The 26,265-nt window shown below is 62.5% G+C and carries 23 protein-coding genes; 9 read left to right on the forward strand and 14 right to left on the reverse strand.

Annotation, left to right across the window (positions count from 1 at the left end; translation table 11 throughout):
* Nucleotides 1–5: 5 nt before the first annotated feature.
* From ACGLWX_RS01580 to ACGLWX_RS01595, 4 genes are all read right to left on the reverse strand, one after another.
* On the reverse strand, nt 6–1,400 hold the full coding sequence (locus ACGLWX_RS01580; RefSeq protein ID WP_396236778.1) for a hypothetical protein: 1,395 nt from the start codon (nt 1,398–1,400) through the stop codon (nt 6–8).
* Nucleotides 1,397–1,879 (reverse strand): PaaI family thioesterase, encoded by a 483-nt coding sequence (locus ACGLWX_RS01585; RefSeq protein WP_396236780.1) that lies wholly within the window; start codon nt 1,877–1,879, stop codon nt 1,397–1,399. Before ACGLWX_RS01585 ends, ACGLWX_RS01580 begins: the two co-directional genes overlap by 4 nt.
* Complete coding sequence (locus ACGLWX_RS01590) at nt 1,863–3,413, reverse strand: class I adenylate-forming enzyme family protein (protein ID WP_396238156.1); 1,551 nt, start codon at nt 3,411–3,413, stop codon at nt 1,863–1,865. The genes ACGLWX_RS01585 and ACGLWX_RS01590 overlap by 17 nt, the downstream gene beginning before the upstream one ends.
* Nucleotides 3,414–3,475: 62 nt before the next feature.
* Nucleotides 3,476–4,627, reverse strand: a complete 1,152-nt coding sequence (locus ACGLWX_RS01595) for an acyl-CoA dehydrogenase family protein (RefSeq protein WP_396236782.1) — start codon at nt 4,625–4,627, stop codon at nt 3,476–3,478.
* A 421-nt stretch (nt 4,628–5,048) separates the two neighbouring features.
* Between ACGLWX_RS01595 and ACGLWX_RS01600 the strand changes: the two genes are divergently transcribed.
* The 7 genes from ACGLWX_RS01600 (at nt 5,049) to ACGLWX_RS01630 (ending at nt 12,302) form a co-directional block, all read left to right on the forward strand.
* Complete coding sequence (locus tag ACGLWX_RS01600; RefSeq protein ID WP_396236784.1) at nt 5,049–6,566, forward strand: 3-hydroxyacyl-CoA dehydrogenase; 1,518 nt, start codon at nt 5,049–5,051, stop codon at nt 6,564–6,566.
* 86 nt (nt 6,567–6,652) lie between these two features.
* On the forward strand, nt 6,653–7,861 hold the full coding sequence (locus ACGLWX_RS01605; protein ID WP_396236786.1) for a 3-oxoadipyl-CoA thiolase: 1,209 nt from the start codon (nt 6,653–6,655) through the stop codon (nt 7,859–7,861).
* An 81-nt stretch (nt 7,862–7,942) separates the two neighbouring features.
* Nucleotides 7,943–8,758, forward strand: coding sequence for an IclR family transcriptional regulator (locus ACGLWX_RS01610; protein ID WP_252109778.1), 816 nt, complete (start codon nt 7,943–7,945; stop codon nt 8,756–8,758).
* A gap of 80 nt (nt 8,759–8,838) precedes the next feature.
* On the forward strand, nt 8,839–9,951 hold the full coding sequence (locus ACGLWX_RS01615) for an MlaE family lipid ABC transporter permease subunit (RefSeq protein WP_396236788.1): 1,113 nt from the start codon (nt 8,839–8,841) through the stop codon (nt 9,949–9,951).
* Nucleotides 9,948–10,736, forward strand: coding sequence for an ABC transporter ATP-binding protein (locus ACGLWX_RS01620; protein ID WP_396236790.1), 789 nt, complete (start codon nt 9,948–9,950; stop codon nt 10,734–10,736). Before ACGLWX_RS01615 ends, ACGLWX_RS01620 begins: the two co-directional genes overlap by 4 nt.
* A 7-nt stretch (nt 10,737–10,743) precedes the next feature.
* Nucleotides 10,744–11,685, forward strand: coding sequence for an MlaD family protein (locus tag ACGLWX_RS01625; protein WP_396236792.1), 942 nt, complete (start codon nt 10,744–10,746; stop codon nt 11,683–11,685).
* Nucleotides 11,682–12,302 carry an ABC-type transport auxiliary lipoprotein family protein gene (locus ACGLWX_RS01630; RefSeq protein WP_396236794.1) on the forward strand — a complete coding sequence of 207 codons (621 nt, stop codon included), beginning with the start codon at nt 11,682–11,684 and terminating at the stop codon, nt 12,300–12,302. Before ACGLWX_RS01625 ends, ACGLWX_RS01630 begins: the two co-directional genes overlap by 4 nt.
* A gap of 4 nt (nt 12,303–12,306) precedes the next feature.
* On the opposite strand, the gene ACGLWX_RS01635 is transcribed toward ACGLWX_RS01630, so the two are convergent.
* The 10 genes from ACGLWX_RS01635 to ACGLWX_RS01680 all read right to left on the reverse strand — a co-directional run bounded on the left by ACGLWX_RS01635 (nt 12,307) and on the right by ACGLWX_RS01680 (nt 24,796).
* Nucleotides 12,307–14,127 carry a protein kinase gene (locus ACGLWX_RS01635; RefSeq protein ID WP_252109783.1) on the reverse strand — a complete coding sequence of 607 codons (1,821 nt, stop codon included), beginning with the start codon at nt 14,125–14,127 and terminating at the stop codon, nt 12,307–12,309.
* A gap of 31 nt (nt 14,128–14,158) precedes the next feature.
* On the reverse strand, nt 14,159–15,430 hold the full coding sequence (locus ACGLWX_RS01640) for a 2-oxo acid dehydrogenase subunit E2 (protein WP_396236796.1): 1,272 nt from the start codon (nt 15,428–15,430) through the stop codon (nt 14,159–14,161).
* 15 nt (nt 15,431–15,445) lie between these two features.
* Complete coding sequence (locus ACGLWX_RS01645) at nt 15,446–16,423, reverse strand: alpha-ketoacid dehydrogenase subunit beta (RefSeq protein ID WP_396236798.1); 978 nt, start codon at nt 16,421–16,423, stop codon at nt 15,446–15,448.
* A 2-nt stretch (nt 16,424–16,425) separates the two neighbouring features.
* Nucleotides 16,426–17,628 carry a thiamine pyrophosphate-dependent dehydrogenase E1 component subunit alpha gene (locus ACGLWX_RS01650; protein ID WP_396236800.1) on the reverse strand — a complete coding sequence of 401 codons (1,203 nt, stop codon included), beginning with the start codon at nt 17,626–17,628 and terminating at the stop codon, nt 16,426–16,428.
* Nucleotides 17,629–17,807: 179 nt separating this feature from the next.
* Complete coding sequence (locus ACGLWX_RS01655; protein ID WP_396236802.1) at nt 17,808–18,575, reverse strand: ABC transporter permease; 768 nt, start codon at nt 18,573–18,575, stop codon at nt 17,808–17,810.
* The gene (locus tag ACGLWX_RS01660; RefSeq protein ID WP_396236804.1) at nt 18,565–19,530 is read right to left on the reverse strand and encodes an ABC transporter ATP-binding protein; all 966 of its coding nucleotides are present in this window, start codon (nt 19,528–19,530) and stop codon (nt 18,565–18,567) included. Before ACGLWX_RS01660 ends, ACGLWX_RS01655 begins: the two co-directional genes overlap by 11 nt.
* Complete coding sequence (locus ACGLWX_RS01665; protein WP_396236806.1) at nt 19,527–20,723, reverse strand: ABC transporter permease; 1,197 nt, start codon at nt 20,721–20,723, stop codon at nt 19,527–19,529. The genes ACGLWX_RS01660 and ACGLWX_RS01665 overlap by 4 nt, the downstream gene beginning before the upstream one ends.
* A gap of 3 nt (nt 20,724–20,726) precedes the next feature.
* Entirely contained in the window at nt 20,727–21,635 is a 909-nt protein-coding gene (locus ACGLWX_RS01670) for an ABC transporter substrate-binding protein (RefSeq protein ID WP_286087060.1), read from the reverse strand.
* A gap of 82 nt (nt 21,636–21,717) precedes the next feature.
* A complete protein-coding gene (cysS, locus tag ACGLWX_RS01675; RefSeq protein ID WP_396236808.1) occupies nt 21,718–23,109 on the reverse strand; it encodes a cysteine--tRNA ligase in 1,392 nt (463 codons plus the stop codon).
* Nucleotides 23,110–23,116: 7 nt separating this feature from the next.
* On the reverse strand, nt 23,117–24,796 hold the full coding sequence (locus tag ACGLWX_RS01680; RefSeq protein WP_396236810.1) for a glutamine--tRNA ligase/YqeY domain fusion protein: 1,680 nt from the start codon (nt 24,794–24,796) through the stop codon (nt 23,117–23,119).
* 166 nt (nt 24,797–24,962) lie between these two features.
* Between ACGLWX_RS01680 and ACGLWX_RS01685 the strand changes: the two genes are divergently transcribed.
* Complete coding sequence (locus tag ACGLWX_RS01685; protein WP_396236812.1) at nt 24,963–25,460, forward strand: peptidylprolyl isomerase; 498 nt, start codon at nt 24,963–24,965, stop codon at nt 25,458–25,460.
* 14 nt (nt 25,461–25,474) lie between these two features.
* Complete coding sequence (locus tag ACGLWX_RS01690) at nt 25,475–26,257, forward strand: UDP-2,3-diacylglucosamine diphosphatase (RefSeq protein WP_396236814.1); 783 nt, start codon at nt 25,475–25,477, stop codon at nt 26,255–26,257.
* Nucleotides 26,258–26,265: the final 8 nt, after the last annotated feature.

Below are 26,265 nucleotides of genomic sequence, written 5' to 3' on the forward strand. Positions count from 1 at the left end.
ACGCTTCAAACAGGCGAGCAGGCAAACCAAAGCGCCAGCAGCGGCACGGTGGCGAGCAGAAATCGCCCGTTCCAACGATAGCCGATGTGTAGGGTGGACACGCCGGTGAAGCGCGAAAGGATGAGCATCGATGCGGTCATCGGTGACGACATCAGCGATAGCGCCCAGCCCACCATGAGCGAAGCGGCAATCAAAACCGGCGGCAGACCGTCGATGCCGAGCGTGGGCAGAAGCCCCGCCAATAGCGTTACCGTGACGATGGGATTCACCCCGAGCTGGGCGAGCCCCAGCACCGTGAGCATGGCCAACACAGCATTCAGTGCTCCCAACGTATTGAGTATTGAGAGAAGCGGTGCCAGCGACTGGGTATCCACGAGCGCGATACACAGGTGCCCAAGATAGCCCGCCGCCCCGAGCACCACGATCTCGTTGGCGCTAGGCGAGAGAAGCCAGGGAAGCTTGCGATGGGCGGTGGCAATGGCGCCGGGAAGGCCCCCGTGGCCGAGCCGGCGACGCTGCCAGGCAAGCCACAAAAGCGCGCTGGCAGGCGCGCCGATCAGCGTCGCCACCGGCAGGCGAACCCCCAAAAGCAAGGCGATCAATACCACCAGCGCAACCACGGCGGCCAACAGCGCGCTGAATCGGGCCAGCGGCAGCAGTGACGGCGCAACACGCGTGCTGTCGGCGGACGGGTGCGGGCCGGTCAGGTAATCCACCCCCCAACCGATCAGAAAGGTAAGGCCCGCAGCGAAAAACACATAAGGCGCAAGCTCGAGCCAGGTGATCTCGGGGATGCTCGAGAGCACCACCGCCACGCCCATTCCCATGGGCGAAATCAATGGGGCCAAGGCAAACCCGCGCAAAAGCGCCAGCATCATTCGGCGCTGACGCGCCTCACGCACCCAAGCGCGGCCCTGGGCCGCCTCGAGCGTGTTGCTCTTCTCGATCATGGCGGCAAAGAGGTTCAACACCCCGATATTGAGGATGATACCGAACAAAATCGAGCCGAAAGAGAGAATCGGGTAGCGCCGGCCAGGGGGCTGCAGCAGCATGGCTTGTCCGCAGCGACGTACCAGCGGCGAGCCGTAGGCGGGCAGACGCATCATGCCAAGCGCCACCACGAAGGTCGCGAAAAAGGCGAAGCGGCCTCCCGCCTCGAACAAGAGCATTGCCGGAGACGGCAAGATAACGATCGCCAGTATGCTCACCAAGCCCGCCACGCCAAGCAGCCCCCGCGCCATGGCGTTCAGCTGGCCGGACAGCGTGAAGAGGTAGGCGACCAGGGCCGCCACCCCCACCCCTTGGGTCACCACGGAGACTCCCCCACCACTCACCAGATGCAACAGTGTCGCCAGCGTCACCACCAGCAGCAGCGAAACCCGCAGGCGGGCAAGCGTCACTCGCGGTGTCCTTTCAGACGCTCCTTGAGTAGTGAGATGGGCACGCCATCAGGTGATTCGCTGCCGCTCAAGCGCTTGAACGACCCCTCACCCATGGCGATGAGCCTACCCTGCTCGTCGACGACCTCGGCACTGGCCATGTAGATCTTCCGCCCGCCGCCGCGCAGCACGCCGACACAGCGCAGCACACCCTGCTTTGCCGGGCCAACGAACGTGGTGCTAAGCGAAAGCGTGACGGCGCGGCGAGCATTGCCGGGCACGGGACAAAAAAGCCCGGATAGGCTCAAGGCGTTGTCCAAAAGCGCAGAGAGCACGCCACCGTGAACGTTGCCGCTTCGATTGAGATGCTTCTCCTCAAGGGTCATCTCGATGACGGCGCGGTCGGCACTCCACTCGACCACGCAAAGCCCCAGTAGATCATTGAAGCCGCCCGGCTCGTCTATCGGCACGCCGCTTTGATCATCATCGATTCGACGCATCACTCGCCTCCTGCTGGGCCAGATCACGCAAGCGCCCCTTGAGAATCTTGCCCGTCGCGGTGGAAGGCAACGCCTCCATCGTGACGATTCGGGAGGGCCGCTTGTAAGGAGCCAACCGTTCGGCGATGAACGCCTTGAACTCGGCCATGTCGAGCTCAACGCCCTGCTCGCACTGCACGAAGGCGATGACTTCCTCGTTACCCGCCACCTGGCGCCCGACCACGGCACAGAGCGTGATCGCCGCGTGCTCGTTGATCACCGCTTCGACATCCGGCGGATAGATATTGAACCCGGAGCGAATGATGAGCTCTTTACTGCGCCCGACGATATAAAGCTGGTCATTACGATCGACCCGGGCGATATCTCCGGTGTTGAGCCAGCCATCCGCAGTGAGGCTTTGGCGTGTCGCCTCAGGCTGACGAAAGTAGCCCTTCATGACGTTAGGACCGCGTACCCAGAGCTCGCCCACTTCGTCACCGGCGGTTTCGCCGGTAGCGGTGCTGCCCAGTGGCTCGAGACGATACTCGAGAAGCGGCAGTACCCGACCGACCGTATTGCTTTCGTGGCGATCATCGATACGCGTCTGGCTGATGGTCGGACTGGCCTCGGTTAGCCCGTAGCCGTTGTGAAGCGTCAGGTTGAAGGCCGCTTCCACCCGGGTCTTGGTATCGCTGTCCAAAGGCGAGCCGCCGGCCGAGATGTAGATCAGCGCCGGCGCCTTGAGTTCGCAGCGCTCGCGCTTTAGGTACTCGAGTGCGCGGGCGTACATCGCCGGCACACCCTGAAGCACGCTGATCCGTTCCTCATCGAGGGTCTTGAGCAGATGCGCGGCATCGAAGCGAGGCACCGTATACAGGCAGGCGCCGTTATAGAGTGAGCCCATACAGACCGACGACAGGCCGAACACGTGGGACATGGGGAGAACGCCGTAAACCCGCTGGCCCTCGTTCAAGTGACGCATACCGCCGGAAATCGAGGCGATATAGAGAATGCCGCGATGGGTCAGCATCACGCCCTTGGGCGTTCCCGTCGTGCCCGAGGTGTAGATCATCGCGGCCACCTGCTCGGCACCGCTTTCGCTCACCGGCTCCGGGTCGCTTTCTAGAAGCGCCGAGAGGGCAAGCCCGCCGAGCTGCGGGTGCTGATAGCGATCGGCGCCGTGGCGCTCGGCATGGCTGGCGGCATCAATCGATGCCTCGCAGGTATAAATGATGCGTCGGGGCAGGCAGTTATCGCGAATAAGATCGATCTCCTGCGCCGAGAGTCGCGAGTTGACGATCGCAACCCAGACGTCCATCTCACTGGCCGCCAAAAGCAGCACCACCAGAGCGCGGCCGTTTTCGCTCACCGTCATCAGGCGATCGCCGGGACGAAACCCGAGCCCTTCGAGCCAGCGGCGGGCGGCGCATATCTCATCGCCAAGCTCGGCGTAGCTCCAGCGGACCCCGCCATCGACGATGGCCGGATGCTCGGCGAGACGCTGGGCGTTTTCCAGCACCCGGGTGCTGAGACGTTCGGGTAGTTGCGCCACCAGCTCGCTTGCAAGCGTGCCGAAGATATCCTCGTCCGGCGCCTGGTAGGGAACCGACAAAGCCATCAGGACGCCTCCCGAACCATGTTACGGGCGATCACCAGCTGCTGGATTTGCGTAGTGCCTTCGTAGATCCGAAAGAGTCTGACATCGCGGTAGAAGCGCTCGACGGGGTACTCGGACATGTAGCCCGCACCACCGTGAACTTGCACCGCACGATCCGCCACGCGCCCCACCATCTCGGCGCAGAAGAGTTTGCAGCACGACGCCAGGGTCGAGACATTCTCGCCGTCGTCCTTACGCCGAGCGGCGTCCATCACCATGGTGCGTCCGGCGTAGGCCTCGGTCTTGCTGTCCGCCAGCATCGCTTGTACCAACTGGTGCTCAGCGAGTGCGGCGCCGAACTGCTGGCGCTCCATGGTGTAGTTGAGCGACTCCTCGACCAGCCGCTCGGCAACGCCCACGCAAACGGCGGAGATATGCAGGCGTCCACGATCGAGCACCTTCATGGCGGTCTTGAACCCCTGACCTTCCTTGCCGCCGATAATGTTCTCTGCGGGCACCCGGCAGTTGTCGAAGATGATGTCGCAGGTATGAGCCCCCTTCTGGCCCATCTTGCTGTCCGCCGGGCCACGCACGAGCCCCGGGGTATCGCCTTCAACGATGAACGCCGAAATACCGCCGGCCCCCTTATTGTCCGGGTCGGTGCGCGCCATGACGGTGAACAGATCCGCCTCGGGGCCGTTGGTGATATAGCGCTTGGTGCCGTTGAGAATGTAGTAATCGCCGTCACGTACGGCGGTGGTGCGCAGACTCGCCGCATCGGAGCCGGAATCCGGCTCGGTCAGACAGAACGAGCTGAGAATCTCACCGGTCGCCAGACGCGGCACGTAGCGGGCCTTCTGCTCGTCGGTGCCGTCGATCAGAATACCCTGAGCGCCGATACCGTTGTTGGTCCCGAAGACCGAGCGAAACGCCGGCGAGGTCTTGCCGATTTCCATGGCGACCAGCGCCTCCTCCTCCATGGTCAGGCCCAGACCACCATACTCTTCGGGGATAGAGAGACCAAAGAGGCCCATCTCCTTCATTTCCGCCAGCAGTTCAGCGGGCACGGCATCGTCCTCGGCCAGTCGCGCTTCGTTGGGAATCAGGCGCTCGCGCACGAAACGGGAGATAGTATCGACTAGTTGATTGATCAATTCGGGGTCGCGAATCATGACGGCTCCAGAGAGTAGAGAGTGGCGTTTGGCTCACCGACGACCCGGGGTGGGTCCATCAGCGGCGTGCAAAGCGGCTTGGCCTTGAAACTTGGTGCGTAAAAACGTAGTGCTTAAAAAAGTAGTGCTTAAAAACTTAGTACTTAAAACCTAGTGCTTAAAAACGTAGCGCGTAAAAAGACTTGAATCTCGAGGGCTGCTGCTCGAACGGCTTTTCTTTTTGAGCCTTGTGTTTTCAAGCAAGCGTTCATCTATCGATAAGCCTTATAAACCTAGCTCATTCTGCACAGCGAAATTTAGGTTCGCACTTATTGTCAAGCACTTTTGCATAGCCTAGGATGGTAGTCAATAATTGGAATCTGGTTTTGCAATGCAAAACAAAGCAACGACACATCATCGATTTGCATAAAGGATTGATTCAATGGCGACGATATCTTCTCCGTTTCGCACCTTGGGAATCGTGGGCACCGGTGCCATGGGGCGCGGTATTGCACAGCTAGCAGCACAGGCAGGTCTGGAAGTAAGGCTCTTCGATGTCAAGGAGGGCGCGGTAGAAGAAGCCAAGGCGTTCATCGAAGGCCTTTGGCAGCGCGGCGTCAAGAAAGAGCGCCTATCAAGCGAAGAGGCGACGGCATACGGCGAGCGGCTGAAAAAAGCCGACGATCTCCAAGCGCTTGCACCTTGCGACATCGTCGTCGAAGCGATCGTCGAAAGGCTTGATGCAAAACAGTCACTGTTCTCCGAGCTCGAAGGTATCGTCGACACACAGGCAGTACTGGCGACCAATACCTCGTCGCTTTCGGTCACCGCCATCGCTGCGGGCTGCCGTCACCCGGAACGCGTCATCGGTTTTCACTTCTTCAATCCAGCGGTGCTGATGAAAATCGTCGAAGTGATTCCAGGGCTTCGCACCAGCGACGAGGTCACCGAGCGCGTGAGCGCGCTGGGCGAAGCGATGGGCCACTTCACCGCACGGACTACCGACACGCCGGGGTTTTTGGTCAACCACGCTGGGCGCGCCTTCGGCACCGAGGCGCTGCGCATTCTGGGCGAAAGCGTCACCGATGTGGCCACCATCGATCGCATCATGGTCGATCAGGGCGGTTTCCGGATGGGGCCATTCACCCTGCTGGATCTCACGGGTCTCGACGTTTCCCACGCGGTGATGGAGTCCATTTACCACCAGTTCTATGAAGAGCCACGCTTTCGCCCTTCCCCGCTGACACGCCAGCGCCTCGATGCCGGGCTTCTCGGCCGCAAGACCGATGAGGGTTTTTACCGCTACGTGGATGGAAAGCAGCAGATGCCCTCGGAACCCGAGCTTCCAGGGGCCGAGGCGCGACCGGTGTGGGTCAGCCAGGACGACCCGCAAAGTGCGGCGCAGCTTGCCAAACTCGTGCAAGACGCCGGCTGGACACTGGAAACCACGGATGCTCCCTCGCCACAGGCGCTTTGCCTGCTGACCCCGTTTGGCGAAGACACCACGACCTGCGCCCTGCGCCTCGAGCTCGACCCTCGCCGCTGCGTCGCCGTGGATATGCTCGCCGGGCTTGAAAAGCGCCGCAGCCTGATGGTCACGCCGGTCACCCAGGACGATTATCTGCAGACCGCCGCCGCTCTGCTCAATCACGACGGCACGCCGGTCAGCACCTTTCAGGACAGCAACGGCTTCGTGCTTCAGCGTATCGTGGCCTGCATCGTCAACGTGGGTGCCGAAATCGCCCAGCAAAGCGTCGCCGAGCCGGCCACCATCGACCGCGCCGTGGAACTCGGCCTGGGCTACCCCTTTGGGCCGCTGAAGATGGGGGATCACTACGGGGCGCGACGCATTCTGACCATTCTCGATCGGATGCAGGCGGCCACCGGGGACCCGCGCTACCGCCCAAGCCCGTGGCTGCGTCGTCGCGCCGAGCTCGACATGCCGCTGACCCAAGCCTAATGAAAGCACTCGGCCGAATCCTATTCTGAAACCGATTCGGCCGGCCTATTTGATAAACGCCCATTGACCACAACAAGGAAAACGTCATGACCGATGCTTACATTTTTGATGGTATTCGCACACCGTTTGGCCGCCACGGCGGTAGCCTTTCAGCCATTCGCCCGGACGATCTGCTCGGGCTCACGCTCAAGACGCTCGTCGAGCGCAACGCCTTCAAGCCTGAAAGCTACGAGGACGTGTTGGCCGGTTGTACCAACCAGGCCGGGGAAGATTCGCGCAACGTTGCGCGCCACGCCGCGCTTTTTTCGGGGCTGCCCATCGAGGTGGCGGGGCAGACAGTCAATCGCCTGTGTGGCAGCGGCCTGGCGGCGATGATGGATGCCGCCCGCGCGGCGCGCGTGGGCGAAGGTGAGCTGTTTCTAGCCGGCGGCGTGGAGTCGATGTCCCGCGCGCCCTATGTGCTGGGTAAGGCGGAGACCCCCTACGCCCGCAATCAACCGATGTATGACACGGTCATCGGTTCGCGCTTTCCCAACCCGTGGATCGGGCGTGAGTACGGCAATCACAGCATGCCGGAAACTGCCGACAACGTTGCCCGCGACCTGAACATCAGCCGCGAACAGGGCGATGCTTTCGCCGCTCGCTCCCAGGCACGCTACGCCAAGGCGCTGGAACAGGGCTTTTATGAAGGCGAAATCATGGGCGTCGAAGTCCCCCAGGGCCGAAAACAGCCGCCGCTACTGATCGACAAGGATGAACATCCGCGCCCGCAGAGCACCGAAGACAAGCTCGCCAAGCTCGGTGCCCTTTTCGAGGATGGCGTGGTCACCGCCGGCAACGCGTCGGGCCTTAATGACGGCGCCGCGGCGCTGATCGTCGGCACCCGCGGCGCAGGCGAGAAAGCCGGAGTCGCCCCGAGGGCGCGTATCGTCGCCAGCGCCGTGGCCGGCGTTGCACCGCGCGTGATGGGGTTAGGGCCGGTGCCCGCCTCACAGAAGGCGCTCGCCCGCGCGGGTCTTTCGCTGTCGCAGATGGACGTTATCGAGATCAACGAAGCGTTTGCCGTGCAGGTGCTGGGCTGCCTGCAAGGGCTTGGCCTTTCAAGCGACGACCCGCGTTTGAACATGAACGGCGGCGCCATCGCCATTGGCCACCCGCTCGGCGCGTCCGGTGCGCGTCTGGTTCTGACCGCGCTGCGCCAGCTGGAAGCCACTAAAGGCCGCTACGCGCTGGTGACCATGTGCATCGGCGTGGGCCAGGGCATCGCCACGGTCATCGAGCGCCTCGACGCTTGATCGCTTGCGTTGAAGGGTGTCGCGCTGGCCCCGGTGACATATGCGATAATGAACGCCATTCACCACCGATTGGAAGACCGAATGCAACACACCGATAGCGATGCCCCGGCCTCGCCCGGCAAGGACCGCAATTTCGTCACTGCTCTGGCCCGCGGGCTGGAGCTTTTGCGCGCCTTCGGAACCGGTGAGGAGTATCTGGGCAACGCCGAGCTCTCCAACCGAACCCGCATTCCCCGCCCGACGGTATCCAGGCTCACCTACACGCTGACCCAGCTCGGCTATCTTCAGCATAATACCCATCTGGAGAAGTACCGACTCGGTCCCGGCGTACTGGCGCTGGGCTACCGCTTTCTAGGCAACATGGGGATACGCGAGATCGCTCGCCCTCACTTGCAGAAGTTTGCCGAAGCCACGGACTGCAACGTAAGCCTGGGCGGTGCGGATCGCAGCGACATGGTGTATCTGGAAACCTGCCACGGCAGCGGGCCGTTGATCATTCGACTGGATGTGGGCTCCAGGCTTCCTATCGCCACCTCGGCCATTGGCCGGGCATGGCTGTGTGGCCTAACAGAGAGTAAGCGTGAGCAAGTCCTTCAAGTGCTCGCTCAGCACCATGAGCGTGACTGGCCAGCACTGGAAGCAGGTATTCAGCAAAGTCTGGAAGATTACGCCCAACACGGGTTCTGTTTTTCGGAGCAGGATTGGCAACGTGACATTAGCGCCGTGGCCATGCCGCTCATTCTGGAAGATGGCGCCGAGGTCATGGCAATCAACTGCGGTGGCTCCAGCGTACGCCTGGATCACGATCGACTGGTGCACAACCTTGGGCCGCGCCTCAAGGAGGTAGCCGCGCAAATCAAGCAGGAACTCGCTCCCAAACCTCGCATAGTGCGCTAAGCTTGCGTCCAAAGCTTTTCACTAACGCCCGTTTGAATGCATCATGAAAAGCGCGAGATCGAAAGGACGCGGGAGCGGCAATGCCAACGCAGTGGTTCAAACGCGAAGGAAACACACTTACTCTTCAGGGAGAGTGGACCTTAGAGCACTACGCAACACTTAAAAAAGCGCTCGACGGCCTCGACCCAAAAGCCAACGCCGAGATAAAACTCTTGGGTTTTGAGCGCATTGATACCGCCGGTGCAGCGCTCTTGATCAATCTTCTGGGCGTCGAGCGCGCCGGTCAGGTCGATGAGTGGGCAAGCGATTTACCCAAGTCGCAGCGCGCGCTGATCATGCGTATTGCCAGCGCCATGGACGTTTCGCTGACCCACGATACCGACACGCCCAATCGGCTGGTGTCGATGCTGGTGGGTATCGGAGCCCAGGTCGAGGGGCTTTATCGTCAGCAGCGCGAGCTTTTGGGCTTTATCGGCCTGGTGCTGGCAACGGCGCTGCCGATCATGATCAATCCCCGGCGCTGGCGGGTAACCGCCACCGTCGCTCACGTCCAGCAAAGCGGCTTGAATGCCGTGCCCATCGTCATGCTGCTCACCTTCATGGTGGGCGCAGTGGTCGCCTTTCTAGGCGCGACGGTGCTGCAGAGTTTTGGCGCGACCGTTTATACCATCAATCTGGTGGCGTTCTCTTTTTTGCGCGAGTTCGGCGTGCTGCTGGCCGCCATTCTGCTTGCCGGACGCACGGCCAGCGCCTTTACCGCCCAGCTCGGGGCGATGAAATCCAACGAGGAGATCGACGCGCTCAAGGCGCTGGGGCTCGACCCGATCGAGCTTCTGGTGCTGCCGCGGATTCTGGCGATGCTGGTGAGCCTGCCGCTTCTGGCGTTCATAGGCATGCTTAGTGGCCTTCTCGGCGGCGCGGTGGTCTCTGCGGTATCGCTCGACATACCGTTCTACCAGTTCATGAACACACTGCAGGAGAGCGTCTCGCTCAACCATTTTCTGGTCGGGCTGGCCAAGGCGCCGGTGTTCGCCTTCATCATCGCGGTTATCGGCTGTCTCGAGGGGTTCAAGGTCGCCGGAAGCGCTCAGTCCGTTGGCGCGCACACCACCTCGAGCGTCGTGCAGTCGATCTTCATGGTGATTTTGATCGACGCGCTGGCCGCGCTGTTTTTCATGGAGATGGGCTGGTGAGCGGTACAGGCGATCAAGAACCGGTCATTCGCGTAAAGGGGCTGGTCAACCGTTTTGGCGACCATACCGTCCATGAGAATCTCGATTTGATCGTCGAAAAAGGCGAGATTCTCGGCGTGGTGGGCGGCTCGGGTACCGGCAAGTCGGTGCTGCTTCGAAGCATCATTGGCTTGCAGCGCCCTAACGAAGGCACCATCGAGGTGCTGGGTACGGATCTTTCAACGCTGGACAACGAGGCGCGCAGCCGGGTCGAGCGCCGCTTCGGCGTGCTGTTTCAACAGGGGGCGCTATTTAGCTCGCTGAACCTTCAGGAGAATATCGCCCTGCCGCTGATCGAGCATATCGGTTTGCCGCGCGAGGACGCCGAGTACCTGGCGCGCATCAAGCTGTCGCTGGTGGGGCTTTCACCAGAGGACGCACTCAAGTCGCCGGAGTCGCTTTCCGGGGGCATGATCAAGCGCGCCGCCCTTGCCCGCGCGCTGGCACTGGACCCGGATATCCTGTTTCTTGACGAGCCCACCGCAGGGCTCGACCCCATCGGCGCTGCGGCGTTTGATCAGCTGATCAAGACGCTGCGCGATGCGCTCGGTTTCAGCGTGTTTCTGGTGACCCACGACCTGGATACGCTCCATGCGGCCTGCGACCGGGTGGCGGTGCTGTCCCAAAAGCGCGTGCTGGTGGCGGATACGTTGGAAAACGTCGCTCAAACCGACGACGAGTGGGTACAGGAGTACTTCAACGGTCCGCGGGGCCGCGCCGCCGCTTCTTCTTTCGATCAGGAGTGACACGCTCATGGAAACCCGTGCGCACCACGTTTTAATTGGTCTTTTTACCCTGCTGACCGCGGCCGCCGCGCTCGTATTCGCGCTCTGGATGAGCCAAGCGGCCGGTGAACAGGAGTACCGGCCCTACCGCATTCTGTTCGACAGAAGCGTCAGCGGGTTATCCGAAGGAAGCTCGGTGCAGTACAACGGCATCGAGGTCGGCGAGGTCACCAACATGGCGCTCGACCCGACCGACCCGCGCCAGGTGGTGGTGTCGATTCGCGTCGAAAAACAGACGCCGATCAAGATCGATACCCGCGCCAAGCTCTCGATTCCGAGCATCACCGGCAGCATGTCGGTACAGCTTGAAGGCGGCTCGCCGGAAAGCCCGCTTTTGTACGCGCATTCCAACGATGCAGTGCCTTTCATCCAGGCAGATCCTTCGCCCATTGCCACGTTCATGGAGCAGGGGGAAGAGATGATCGACAACGTCAATGCCATTCTTGAGAACGTGAACCGGTTGTTCAACGACGAGAGCCGCGAGCAGGCGGGCAACATTCTGACCGATATCGCCGAGATCACCGACATGATCGCTTCTCAGCGCGCCGCGCTCGACGAGAACATGGCGCTGTTTGGCGATACCTCCCGCCAGGCCACCGCAACGCTAGAACGCATCGAGGTGCTAAGCGACGAGGCCACTAGGCTTTTGCGCGAGGATGGCCATCAGGTCATGGCGAGCGCGGCTAGCGCCAGCCAGGACGTTGCCCGGGCCGCTCAGCGTATCGAGCAGTTGGTCGACGACAACGCCGCCGCGGTTGAAAGTACCCTCGCCAGCACTCAGGACGTCGCCCCGGCACTCTCGGCGCTGCGCTCGACGCTTACTACGCTTGACCGTATTACCCGCGATCTAGAAGAGAACCCGACCGACTTTTTGCTGGGTCGTGATCGAATAGAGGAGTTTCGCCCATGAAGATTCGCGCAGGCCTTGGCCTTTTCGCGGCCGCGCTGCTGGCGGGCTGTTCGGTGCTGCCGGAAAGCGACCCGGCCACGCTTTACCGCCTGCCGGTCGCCGCCAATCAAACCCCGGCAAGCAACCCCTTACTCGGCGATAAGCGTCTGGGCGTGGCTGCCCCGGAAGCGGGTCATCTATTCAGCGGCAACCGCATCGTGGTCTACCCGGATCGCAACGTGGTCAACGTCTACGAAGGTGCGCGCTGGCACGAAAACGCGCCGGCGCTGATACAAACCCGCCTGGTCGATGCGCTCTCGCAAAGCGGGCTATTCGAAAGCGTCGGCGTCGACCGGCTGCCGTCTGATCTGCTGCTGGTGAGCGAGCTTAGGCATTTTCAAAGCGAGTATGACCGCACACCGCCGATGGCGCGCATCCAGCTCGACGTTCAGCTCGTCGACGAGCAGCGACGGCCGATCGCCAACGAAACCCTTACCGCAGAATCGCGGGCGGCAAGCGTCGAGATTCCCGATGTCGTCGACGCCTTTGGCGAGGCCTGCGACCGCTTGAGCGCCGCGCTCGTCGAGTGGCTCACCACCCTTTCAAGCGACGCGCTCGCGTCCGCTTCCCAGAATTGAAACCTCAAAGCGCCCGCGGGTTTTTGGGGTAAAAGCGCTCGGGCTGACGCTCGAGGTGAGAAAAAAAGCGGGTATCCTTGTAAGGCATTTTCATGAAGCCGGAGACCCCTAGCCCGTCGATCAGATTGACCGCATCGAGTATCCGATCCAACAGCGCCGTAAAGGCGCGCTCCTGGTCCGGGTCGAGCAGCCGGTAGTAGCTATGAATTTTTAGGTGCCGTGGATGGGCCTCGAAGATGATCATACCGGTGTGGTGGATCTCGTTGAGCCGTTTGAGCAGCGCCATGATGGTGTCGGGCAGCGCCAAAAGCTCTTCCGGGTCGGGGCCGTCCTCGAAGTAGCTGTGCTGGCGGGTACGGTTCTCCTCTGGCGTGGCGCTTAGCTCGAAGCGAATACGGGTGCCTGGCTGACGCTCGAAGGGCTCACCCTCGCTTGCCCGCTCCAGATGCAGCGTCTGGCGGGCGTCGAACAGACAGCTTTTGAACACCCCCTGACGGTGAATGGCCCGGGCCAGGTGCACCATGTTGTTGACGGCCTGAGTGAATGCCGGGCGCCTAGCCGGGTCGTGCAGGTTCAAGGAGGAGTCGATATAGACCCCTTCGGCTTCCCAGCGAATGGCGAGCCCGCCCACGACAGGGTATCTGCCCAGCCGGCTTACCGAGGCGAGAAACGCCTTTTCGGTCTCCCCCATTCCCTGCATGAACTGCTTGTAGTAGCGGTCTAGCTGCACGTCGTTGACATCATCCAGCGCCGGCTCGACGTTGGCTTCACGCAGAAACGCCTTACGCGAGCTGTACACCACGGTATCGATCTCGGCGCCAGCCGGGCGTGCCCAGACCGGAATCAGCGCCACCGCGGGCTTTTCAGGCAGATCCACCATCACCGTGCGCGCTATGGCGGGCATGCGCGCGAGAAAGTAGTCACCGGCCTGGCGGCGCGTGGCAGGGTCTGGGTCGAGCATGGCGTCCAGCGTACGGGCGAACTCGACGGGAAGGCCCAGCGAGCTTGCCGGAATGGCGCGGTGGCCGAATCGGCAGGACTGCGCCGAAGCGAGCGCGTAGAGCGTGCCGGCCACGCCCTGCTCATCAAAACGCGGTGACGACAGCGCCCCGCCCAGCTGCTCCTCGCCAATGAAATAGACGTCGCCGAGGCGCGCGTTGGTTTGCTGAAGGTGGTTGGACATTAGCTCCATGACGTTGCTGCCGACCGGCTGCAGATCGCTATCCAACTGGGCGAATACCGACGAGCCCCAGTCGATCAATGCCACTGTCTCACGCGTGGCGTCATACACCAGGTTCGAGGGTTTGATATCGCCATGCACCAGCGGCCGGCCATAGGGGCCGGTCTCCTGGCGCAGCGCCAGCAGAATATCGGCGAGCTGCGCGGCGATTTTTACGACCAACCGGGGCGATAGCCGCCCGTGGCGCAGCGATATCTCCTCCAGATTCAGGCCCGGCGCCCGCTCCATGACCAGAATCGACTGGCCGCGAATGCGCTGATAGCTGACTAGCCGGGGAATGCGCGGATGATATATTTGATCGAGCATGAACGCCTCCTCCTCGAGGCGCTCCTGCAGGTGGGTGGGTAGGGTGATACGCGAGAACTTGAACACGTAGTGGCAAAGGGTGGCGCCCTGCTCGGCGCGACCGGCAAAGACGAAGCCGTAGGCGCCCTTGCCGATCAGCTCGATCGCCTCGAACCCAAGCTGGCCGAGCTCGGCCTGGCAAAGCGCCACCCAGTCCTTGAGCTTTCGCGCATCCCGATGGTTGAGAAGATAAACCGACTGCTCTTCGGGAATGTAGAACTGCTGTAGCGCCTTGGGCATCGCTCCCTCGCCGGGCTTTTGCGGTCAGTGGCTAGCGCAGATGCAACAGCATCGACTCCGGCGCCTCGAGAAAGCCCTTCCAGGCGTTGCAAAAGCGCGCAATGGTGCCGCCGTCGATGAAGCGGTGATCGCCTGCCCAGGTGACCGTCATGATCGCCCGGCGCGTCACCTGACCCTCCGCATCGAAACGCGGCAGCCACTGGCTTTTGCCGATAGCGACGATCGCCGCCTCCGGGGCGTTGATGATCGGCGCGGCGTAGGTGCCGCCGAGCGCGCCGATGTTCGAGACGGTAATGGTGCCACCCTTGAGATCCGCCTGATCGACACGCCCTTCGCGCGCCGCGGTGGTCAGCCGACCAACCTCTCTGGCAAGCTCCACAAGCGTTAACGCCTCGACCCCTTTGACATTGGGCACCATCAGCCCCGCCTTGCCATCCACCGCCATGCCGATATTGCAGTGCGCGGCGTAGTGAAGAGTTTCTCCCGCCTCGTCGAGCCGTGCGTTGACCAGCGGCTCGGACTCGATAGCCAGCGCCATCGCTTTCATGAAAAAGGGCATCAGGGTCAGGCGCTCGCCACCCGCCTCGACCGCGGGCTTGAGCCGTTCGCGAAGCGCCAAAAGCTCGGTAACGTCGATCTCTTCACCGTAGTGAAAGTGGGGAATGGTGCTGACCGAATGCACCATGCGCTTGGCCATCGCGGCGCGCATGCCGCGAAGTGGCTCGGTGCGCTCGCCGGCACTGCTCGCCCCCGGTGCCTGGGCCGGCTCGCCGCTGGCACTTTCCAGATGCGCCAGCACGTCTTCCTTGAGCACCCGGCCGTCCTTACCGCTGCCCTTGATCTCATCGAGCTTAAGCTCGTGCTCGCGCACCAGCCGGCGCACGGCGGGGCTGGCCGGGGTTTTGCCGTGGCGCTCTTGAGACGAAGTATCCGGCGCCCTTTGCGCTTCAAAACTGGAGCCCGATTGAGCGGCCGGCGCTATCGGTCGTGAAGCCGGCTCTTCACCTGGGGATGCCTCGGCCTTGTTCTCGTTCGCTGCGCCAGCACTTTCACCTTCGTCTTCAGCGTCATCGGTTTGGTAGGCGTATAGCGGCGCGTGCACCTTGGCGATTTCGCCTTTTTGCACGTACAGCCTGGTAACCACGCCCGCCTCGGCGGCGGTAATCTCGACCAGGGCCTTGTCGGTCATCACCTCGACGACCGGCTGGTCCTCTTCGAGCCGGTCGCCCTTTTGGACGTGCCACTCGACCACTTCGCACTCAACGATCCCTTCGCCGATGTCCGGCAGTACAAAATCACTCATGGTTTCTCTCCCGGATTAGAAATCGACGCTTTCACGGATCGCCTCGAAGATCTTGAGGTGATCCGGCAGGTACTCTTTTTCGAGCACCAGCGGAAACGGCGTGTCCAGCCCGGCCACGCGGCGAATGGGGGATTCCAGGTAGAGAAAGCAGCGCTCGGCCACCGTGGCGGCGATCTCGCCAGCGAAGCCGCCGGTCAACGGCGCCTCGTGGCTAATCACCAGCCGTCCGGTTTTGAGCACCGACTCGACCACGGCGTCGCTGTCCCAGGGCGACAGCGTGCGAAGATCGATCACTTCGCAGTCGATTCCCTGCTCCTCGGCAAGCTCGGCGGCCTTGTGAATCACCTCCATCTGCGCGCCCCAGCCGACCAACGTGATATCGCCGCCTTCGCGAGTGATCTCCGCCTGGCCGATGGGGAGCTGGTAGTCCTCCTCCGGCACTTCGCCGGTGGCGGCGCGGTACAGGCGCTTGGGTTCGAGAAACAGCACCGGGTCCGGGTCGCGGATCGCGGCGAGCAACAGCCCCTTGGCCTGGTAGGGGTTTCGCGGCACCACCACCTTGAGCCCCGGCGTATGGGTGAAATAGGCCTCCGGCGACTGCGAGTGGTAGAGCCCGCCGGCGATACCACCGCCGTAAGGCGTGCGAATGGTCAAGCCGCCGACGTTGAACAGATCGCCGGAGCGGTAGCGGAACTTGGCGGTTTCGTTGACGATTTGATCGAACGCAGGAAAGATGTAGTCGGCGAACTGGATTTCGGCCACCGGCACCGAGCCCTGGGCGGCCAGGCCGTTGGCGAAGCCGATGATGCCCTGCTCGACCAGCGGCGTATTGAAGCAGCGCGCCTTGCCGTACTTCTCCTGAAGATGGCTGGTAGCGCGGAAAACGCCGCCAAACACGCCCACGTCCTCGCCAAAGCAGATGACCTTGTCATCCTCGGCCATGGCGATATCCAGCGCTCCGTTGATCGCCTGCAGCAGATTCATTTTAGCCATGGCTACACCTCCTCATCCGTGGACGCGGCGGGCGCGATGTCCAAATCCAAGGATTTGGCGCCTTTCGGGTAGGCCTCAGGGTAGCGGCGAATATGGCGCTTGAGGCTATCAAGCTGGCGCGTCAGTTCCGGGGTCACCTCGGCATACACGTCGGTGATTAGAGAGTCCAGCGGCGGCGCGGCACGCTTCTCGGCACGCTTCAAGGTCTCCAGCACCTCGCGGCGCAGCGACTCCTCGAGCTCGCTCTGCTCATCGTCGCTCCACCACTCCTGACGGGTGAGCCACTTTCTAAAGCGCAGCACCGGGTCTTTGAGCCGCCAGGTCTCCTCTTCGCTCTTGGCGCGGTAGCCCGATGGGTCGTCTGACGACGAGTGGGCCGCGAGACGATAGGACATCGCCTCGATCAACACCGGCTTGTTCTGCTCGACGGCGATGACGCGCGCCCGGCGGGTAGCCTCGAACACCGCCAGCGCATCGTTGCCATCCACGCGAATGACGTGCATGCGATAGCCCATCGCCCGTGGGGCGATACCGTCGGCGGCGAACTGCTCGACTGCCGGTGTCGAGATGGCGTAGCCGTTGTTGCGACAAAAGAAGATAACCGGCACCTGGTGAACCGAGGCCATGTTGAGCGCGGCGTGAAAGTCGCCTTCAGAGGCCGCGCCTTCGCCAAAAAAGGTCAGCGTGCAGAGCCCGTCTCCGGCAAGTTTCTGGCCATAGGCGTAGCCGGTGGCCTGGGGAATTTGCGTAGCCAAGGGCGATGAAATGGTCATGTAGTGCAGCTTGCGCGAGCCGTAATGCACCGGCATCTGCCGGCCCTTGCCGTAATCCAGCTCGTTGCCGAACAGCTGGTTCATGAACTCATCGATGGTGAAGCCGCGATACATCAGCGCGCCCTGCTCGCGGTACTGCGCCATGATCATGTCGCGCTCATCGAGGGCAGCGGTGGCGCCGACGATGGCAGCCTCCTCACCGGTACACTGCATATAAAAGCTCAGCCGCCCCTGGCGCTGCGCGGCCAACATGCGCTCGTCGAGAAGCCTGGTGGCGAGCATCGCCTTGTACAAGCGCCGGGCGTGGTCGCGCTCGAGAGCCGGGGCCGCGGCGCCTTCGTACAGCACCCCTTCCGGGTCGAGCAGGCTAAAGGTCGGGATGGAAAACTCGTCGCCGGTCATGAAACTCGGCTGATGGTCGAAGCGTGTCATTTTTTATCCTTGTATGCCCCTTTTGAAGGCAGTGTTGTCGGTGCCGACCGTTTTTGCCAGTGGATATAACCGGCAGCGATCAACGCAACACATGAACAGTAACGCAGCGAACCACTTTTAGAGATACGACTTAGGGCGCAGAGCGCAAGCGCGCTCTGAAAGGCTAGCAAGGGGAGGGATTATGCGGCGGAGCGCCTGGCCAGCGCCTGCTGGAAAAGATCGAAAAGGCTATCGACGGTGAGTGCCAGCAGCGCGATCAAGAGCGCACCCTGCAGCACGTAGGCCATGTTGGAATTGACGATGCCGGAGATGATGGGATCGCCCAGGTTACTGGCCCCGACCGTCGCTCCCAGCGCAGCGGTAGCGATGTTGATCGTGATCGAGGTGCGAATGCCGGCGAGAATCACCGGGGCGGCCAGCGGCAGCTCGACGCGCCAGAGGATTTGGTGCTGGGTCATGCCCATGGCGAGCGCCGCCTCCTTGGTACTGGCGTCCACCCCCTGGAGCCCCGCTAGGGTATTGCGCAAAATCGGCAGAAGCCCGTAGAGCATGAGCGCGACGATGATCGGAAGCGTCCCAAAGCCCAGCACCGGTACCGCCAGCGCCAGTACCGCCACCGGCGGAAACGTCTGGCCAATGGAGGCGAGCTGGCCCGCCAGCGGCAGGAAATCGCGCCCGTACCGACGGGTAACACCGATTCCCGCCAGCACGCCGACCACGATAGTGACCGCCCCAGCGACGCCGACCACCAGCAGATGGCGGCCCAGCAGGTCGAGAAAGCTGGCGCGGCTATAGATGACCTGGCGGGCATCCGGCGCGATCCAGCGAAAAAAGCCGTCGGCATACTGCATGCCGAACACCGCCAGTGCCAGCAGTGCCGCCCAGCCAAGCGGCACCAGCCAGCGGAGTGCAAAACCGGGGCGCTGAGAGACGACACTAGCCAGCACGGTGCACGCCCCGCTCGGTTTGAGCTTCCTTGATCAGCCGGCGAAGCGAGAGCTCGCCAATGGGCACGTCGCTGGCATCGACTACCGTGAGCCGGTCGCAGTGATCGCGCATCATCATCGAAAGCCCTTGGCGCAGGGTGAAGTCGCCGGGAATGCGCGAGTGAGCGGGAATGGCCGAGCCCAGTGACGCCATATGGTCCTTTACCCGGGTGAGCGCGGCCTGCTTGAGCCCGCGCTCGAGCCCGCCGAGCATCGACTCCACGAAGGCGTCCGCCGGGTGCTGTAAAAGCGCAAGCGGGCTGCCCTGCTGTACGATTCGCCCGTCGCGCATCACCACCAGGTGGTCGGCAAGCTTCAACGCCTCGTCCATGTCGTGAGTGACGAACACCACGGTCTTGTGCAGTTTGGCCTGCAGACGTAAAAGCTCGTCCTGAAGCTTTTCGCGCGTGAGCGGGTCGAGCGCGCCAAACGGCTCGTCCATCAGCAGGATGTCCGGGTCGGCGGCCAACGCCCGGGCAACGCCCACTCGCTGCGCCTGACCGCCGGAGAGTTGGTGCGGGTACTTGTGGGCGAACTCGTCAACGGGCAGCCCGAAAATGCCCATCAGCTCCTCCACCCGCGCGTTGACCTTTTCCGTGGGCCATTTCAACAGCCGCGGCACCAGGCCGATATTGCGCGCCACGCTCCAGTGGGGAAACAGCCCGGTGCTCTGGATGACGTAGCCGATACGCCGCCTTAACTTGACCGGATTGAAGCTTTCGATGGGCTCGCCATCCAGCGTGATTTGGCCGTCGCTGTGAGAGATCAACCGATTGATCATGCGAAGCGTGGTCGATTTACCGCAGCCGGAGGTACCCACCAGCGCACAGAACTTGCCGCTGGGGATGCTCAAGGAGATATCGTCGACCGCGGTGGTGTCACCAAAGCGCTTGGAAACGCGGGAGAGCTCGATCATGCCTGTCCTCCGTGACGGGTGAGTTCAGCCAGCGCCCCGAGCCCGGCGTCCACGATCAGCGCCATGATTACGATCGGCAGCGCCCCGAGCAGCACCATGTCCATGGCGGCCTGCCCCAGCCCCTGAAAAATGAACGTACCCAACCCGCCGGCGCCGATCAGCGCGGCCACTGCGGCAAGCCCAACGGCTTGAACGGTGGTGATACGCACGCCTTCCAGCAGCACCGGCAGCGCCAGCGGAAACCGCACCTGCCAGAACCGTTGGGCCGGGCGCATACCCATGGCGGTGGCGGCTTCCAGGGTGTCCGGGCGCACCTCGCCCAGCGCAATGTAAGTGTTTCGCGCAATCGGTAGCAGGCTATAGGCGATCAGCGCAATCAATGCCGGCGTATTGCCGATGCCGCTCACGCCGAGATCGCGCAAAAAGGCCACGTTGGCACCGAGCCAAGCAAGCGGCGCCAGCAAAAGCCCGAAAAGCGCCAAGCTCGGGACGGTTTGAAAGAAATTCAGCAGCGCAAACCCGACCTTTTCTACCCGGGTGAACCGGCGCATCAAAAGCGCCAGCGTCATGCCCAGCACCAGGCTTACACCCACGGCGCTGGCGACCAGCACCAGATGCTGGGATAGCGCGGCGTAGAACGCGCTCTGGCGCGAATGGAACTCCTGCACCAGCGCCAGCTCGTCGAGCCAGAGCCGGGCGCAGAGCCACCAGACCAGCGCCACGCCCACCAGCAGCGCGGCGGTAGCCAAGCGTTTAAGCCCAAGGCGCAGGCGAAGCTCGACCAGGCACAACAGCAGCACGAACAAAAGCGTCCAGTAGCCTGCGCCGATGCCGAGCCGCGCCTGGGCAAGCGCCGGGTCGATGAGAAAATGGCCGGCAACCATCAGCCCAAAGGGCATCAGCAGCAAAATCAGCACCACGAGCAGCAGCATCGCTTGGTAGTTGACCCGCTCGGCCTTGAGCGACAGCGCCGCCAGCGTCAGCAGCAGCAGCGAGACCAAAAGAGCCCCCACCACGCCGAACGCGGCGACTACGTCAAACGCGCTGCCGGGGACGATACGGTTAGGTGCGACGCTGACCGTGGAGGTCAGCCAAAGCGCCGCAAGCATGACGATCGAAAGCGTCAGCAGTACCGCGTTGGGCGCAAGCGTGCGCGCCCCGGCCCTGAGCCGGGCCGTTGCCCTTAACGGCATCGATCAGTCGCCCAGGCTATCGAGATAGTCGCGGGCCACCTGATCCGGCGACAGCCCGTTGACCGCCACGTCGGCATTCAGGCGTTGGAGGGTTTCGAGATCGAGCGTTTCGAACACCGCCTCGAGGCTCTCTTCGATGGCCGGATAGGTTTCGAGCACGCTTTCGCGCACCAGCGGCGCGGGCTGATAGATCGGCTGAACGCCTTTGGTATCCTCCAGCACAACGAGGTTGAGCGCGTTGAGCCCGCCGTCGGTACCGTAGGTCATCGCCGCGTTAACGCCGCTGGTTTGCTGGGCGGCAGCGCGCATGGTGGCCGCGGTGTTGCCACCGGAGAGCACCAGCAGCTGGTCGTCGGAAAGCTCGAAGCCGTAGGCATTCTGAAACGCCGGGAGCGCCTGCTCGGACTCGACGAACTCGGCGCTGGCGGCGAACTTGAACTCACCGCCCTGCTCCAGATACTCGGTCAAATCATCCAGCGTCTTGAGGCCATTTTCTTCGGCCACATCGCCGCGCACGCTGATCGCCCAGGTGTTATTGGCGCTGGCGGGACGCAGCCACACCAGGCCGTTTTGCGCATCGCGCTCGCGCACGGTTTCAAAGGCCTGATCGGCATCGTTCCAGACCGGGCTGTCGGTCATGTCGAAAAAGAACGCGCCGTTGCCGGTGTACTCCGGGTAGAGGTCGATTTCACCAGCCTCGATGGCGCTTCGCACCACGCTGGTGGCGCCGAGCTGCAGACGGTTTTCCGTCGGAATCCCTTCGCGCTCCAGCGTCTGAATGATCAGCTCGCCAAGCACCGACCCTTCGGTATCGATTTTCGATGCCACGACCACCGGATCGTCGGCCTGGGCGGCGCTTGTGGCGAAGGCGAGCGCCAGCGTTGCAAGCGTAGGTTTAACCATGGAGCGCATTGTCATCATCCTTTATTCAATTGGCTCATCAAAGCGTTAAGTATAGGTGCCGCGCCGTCAAGCGCCACACCCACCGCCCGCTCTAAAGCGCTTCGACGACCCAGGTCGTGCCCTCGCGGGAGTCCTTGAGCACGATACCGAGTGCTGCCAGCTCGTCGCGAATGGCGTCGGCCCGGGCGAAATCCTTATCCATTTTGGCCTGTTTACGCTGCTCGATCTTCGCCTCGATCTCGGCGTCGCTGATCGCCGCGCTAGCGGTGCCTTTGAGAAACGCTTGGGGGGCCTGCTGTAAAAGCCCCAGCACGCCGCCCAAGCGAACGAGCTCGGCGGCCAGCGCCGGCGCGCTCGAAGGCGCCTCCGTTTTGGCGCGGTTCACTTCGCGGGCCAGATCGAACAGCACCGCCAGCGCTTCGGGCGTGTTGAAGTCGTCGTCCATCGCCGCCTTGAAGCGAGCATCGAACGACGCGTCTTCGATTGGCTGCGACGCGGGCGAATCTTCGACACCGTCAAGGGCGGTGTAGAAGCGAATCAGCGACTTGCGCGCCTCGACCAGCGAGCCCACCGAGTAGTTGATCGGGCTTCGATAGTGGCTCGCCACCAGAAGAAAACGAACCACTTCCGGGTCGTGCTCTTCGAGCACGTCGCGAATGGTAAAGAAGTTACCGAGCGACTTGGACATTTTCTCCTGGTCGACGCGCACCGCCCCGGCGTGCATCCAGGTGTTGACGTAGGTCTGGCCAGTGGCGGCCTCGCTTTGGGCGATCTCGTTTTCGTGGTGCGGGAAGGTCAGGTCAGGGCCGCCGCCATGAATATCGAACGTGTTGCCCAAACAGCACGTCGACATCGCCGAGCACTCGATGTGCCAGCCAGGCCGGCCGTTACCCCAGGGCGAGTGCCAGTGCGCTTCGCCCGGCTTGGCGGCTTTCCAGAGTACGAAATCGAGCGGGTCTTCCTTGTGCGTGTCTACATCGACGCGGGAACCCGCGCGCATGTCGTCGAGCTGGCGGTTGTTGAGCTTGCCGTAGCCGTCGAACTTGCGCACCCGGTAGTAGACGTCGCCGTTATCGGCGCGGTAGGCGAAGCCCTTGTCGATCAGCGTCTCGATCATCGCGGTGATGTCGTCGATGTGACCGGTGGCCCGCGGCTCTCGCGACGGCGGCAGGACGTTCAGGCGCGCCTCGTCCTCATGCATCGCGGCAATCATGCGCTCGGTGAGCGCGCCAATCGGCTCGTCGTTCTCTTCGGCACGCTTTAAAATCTTGTCGTCGATATCGGTGATGTTGCGCACGTAATCGACCTCGAACCCGCGCTCGCGCAGGTAGCGGGTGATCACATCGAACGCCACCATCACCCGGGCGTGGCCCAGGTGGCAGTAGTCGTACACCGTCATGCCGCACACGTACATGCGCACCTTGCCAGGCTCGATCGGCGTGAAGGTTTCCTTGGCGCGGGTAAGCGTGTTGTAAATCTGCATGGCCACCTCAGCCCTTTTTCTGAATTTTCGCCCAGCTATCCTTCAGCCCGACGGTGCGGTTGAAGACGAGCTTGTCCGGCGTTGAGAGGTGGCGGTCGGCGCAGAAGTAGCCCACCCGCTCAAACTGGTAGCGTGACTCTGGCGCGGCATCCGCGAGGCTCGGCTCGCCAACGGCCTGGCAGACAACCAGCGACTCCGGGTTCAGGTGATCAAGGAAGTCGGCATCCTTGTCACGGTCCGGCTGCTCGACCATGAACAGGTTATCGTAGAGGCGCACTTCCATGGGCACGCCGTGAACCGCGCTCACCCAGTGGATCACGCCCTTGACCTTGCGACCTTCCGGGTTCTTGCCGAGGGTATCGAAGTCCACCGAGCAGCGAAGCTCCTTGATCTCGCCGGCGTCATCCTTGATCACCTCGTCACAGCAGATCACGTAGCTGTTGCGCAGGCGCACTTCCTTGCCTGGGGCCAGGCGGAAGAACTTCTTGGGGGCGTCCTCCATGAAGTCTTCCTGATCGATATAGAGCTCGCGGGTCAGCGGCACTCGGCGCACGGCCATATCGTCGCGGGCCGGGTGGCCTGGCACCTCGTACACCTCTTCGAAGCCTTCGTCGACGTTGGTCAGCACGACCTTGAGCGGCTTCATCACGCACATCGCTCGCGGGGCATTGTCCTCGAGATCCGAACGGATCGCGTGGGTCAGCATGGCGATGTCGACCAGGCCGCCGTCGGCGCGGGTCACGCCGATCATTTCGCAGAACTTGCGAATCGAGGCCGGGGTGTAGCCGCGTCGGCGCATACCCGAGATGGTCGGCATGCGCGGGTCGTCCCAGCCGTCGACGATCTTCTCATCGACCAGCAGCTTTAGTTTGCGCTTGGACGTGAGCGTGTAATTCAGGTTCAAGCGGGCGAACTCGATCTGGCGCGGCTTGCTGGGCACCGGCAGGTTGTTCAGAAACCATTCGTAAAGCGGGCGGTGATCCTCGAACTCCAGGGTACAGATCGAGTGGGTAACGCCTTCGAGCGCATCCGACTGGCCGTGGGTAAAATCGTAGGAGGGGTAAATCTTCCAGGCGTCGCCGGTCTGATGATGACTTGCGTGGCGAATGCGGTAAAGAATCGGGTCGCGCAGGTTGATGTTCGGCGACGCCATGTCGATTTTGGCGCGCAGCACCTTCTCGCCTTCACCGAACTCACCAAGGCGCATGCGCTCGAGCAGATCCAGGTTCTCCTCGACCCCGCGCTCGCGGTAGGGGCTGGGGCGGCCGGGTTCGGTCAGCGTGCCGCGGTATTCACGTATCTCGTCCGGGTTCAGGTCATCGACGTAGGCCTTGCTTTCGCGCACCAAGTGCTGCGCCCAAGCGTAGAGCTGGTCGAAATAGGTCGATGCAAAGCGCACCTCGCCCGCCCACTCGAACCCCAGCCACTCGACGTCCTCCTTGATGGCGTCGATGTAGGCCTGCTCTTCCTTAGCCGGGTTGGTATCGTCGAACCGCAGATGACAGTCACCACCGAGTTCACGGGCCAACCCGAAGTTGAGACAGATCGACTTGGCATGGCCAATGTGCAAAAAGCCGTTGGGCTCCGGGGGAAAACGCGTCACGATAGTGCTGACCTGCCCGCTTTCGATCTCGTCGCGTACCTGGTTGCGAATGAAGTTCGGCGCTTTGGTGGTCTCGTTGGTCATGGCGGTGTTGATAACCTCACAGTGGATGGCGTGCCGGACGGCAAGCAGTGCGCGTCGTCCCGGAGTAGAACCGTAGCGCTTCGCGGCGCCGGGCAAAACCGCTATTATAACGCGACGCCGATGCACAGCGCCAAGGCGAACGCCTTCATTCAACAGGAATTTAACCATGATCGTATTACAGACCAGCATGGGCGACATCACTGTCGCGCTCAATCACGACAAAGCCCCGAACACCGCGGCGAACTTCGAGCAGTACGTGCGCGACGGCTTCTACGACGGTACGCTGTTTCACCGCGTGATCGACGGCTTCATGGTTCAGGGCGGCGGCTTCGACACCAACTTCGAGCAAAAGACGACCCGCGACCCGATCGAAAACGAAGCCGACAACGGCTTGGAAAACACGATCGGGACTCTCGCCATGGCGCGTACCCAGGACCCGCACTCGGCGAGTTCGCAGTTTTTCATCAACGTGGGAAACAACAGCTTTTTGAACCATAGCGGCAAGAATCTGCAGGGCTGGGGCTATGCGGTGTTCGGCGAAGTGGTCGACGGCATGGACGTGGTCAACGCCATCAAGGCGGTTTCCACGACCCGCCGCGGCATGCACGCCGACGTACCCGCCGAGGACGTCATCATCGAGCGCGCTTACGTCAAAGACGAGTGATCACCGGGAGTCCTATGCGCACGCTGCTGGTAGCCGACACGCATTTGAGCGGCGATACCCCCGAGATCAACCGAGGGTTCTTTCGCTATCTTGAACACACCGCCCAAGGGGCCGAGGCGCTCTACATTCTAGGCGACCTGTTCGACGCCTGGATCGGAGACGACACCCTCGACGCCCCTCACCCCAGCGCCCAAGTGGCGAGCGAGGTCGCAACGCGGCTACGCGCGCTAGCCGATACCGGCACCGCCGTCTATTTTCAGCACGGCAACCGCGACTTCTTGCTCGGCGAGCGCTTTTTAAGCGAGTGTGGCGCCACGCTCTTGCCCGAGACCTTCGAGGCCGAGCTGCAGGGCCTGCCCGTGGTGCTGTTGCACGGCGATAGCCTCTGCACCCAGGACGAAAGCTACATGGCGTTTCGCGCCCAGTCGCGAAACCCCGAGTGGCAGGCGCACATTCTCGCCATGCCGCTGGAGGAGCGCCTGGCGCTGGCCAAGAAGCTGCGTCTGGAGTCGGACAGCGCCAATGCCGGCAAGGGGGAGGCGATCATGGACGTCACGCCGTCAGAGGTCACGGCGCTGCTGCGCCAAACCGGCGTGAGCACCATGATTCACGGCCATACCCATCGCCCGATGGTGCACGAGCTGACCGTCGAGGACGTGCCGGCCCGGCGCTTTGTTCTGGGCGACTGGCAGTCGGACCAAGGGTGGGACATCGTGATCGAGGCCAGTGATGGCTTGCCGACCCCGCGGCTTCGACGCTTTGCGCTGGATGCGCCGCCTGAGCCAAACGCTGGCTGAACGCAACC

It is taken from the genome of Halomonas sp. HMF6819, from assembly GCF_044335525.1.
Taxonomy (GTDB): domain Bacteria; phylum Pseudomonadota; class Gammaproteobacteria; order Pseudomonadales; family Halomonadaceae; genus Vreelandella.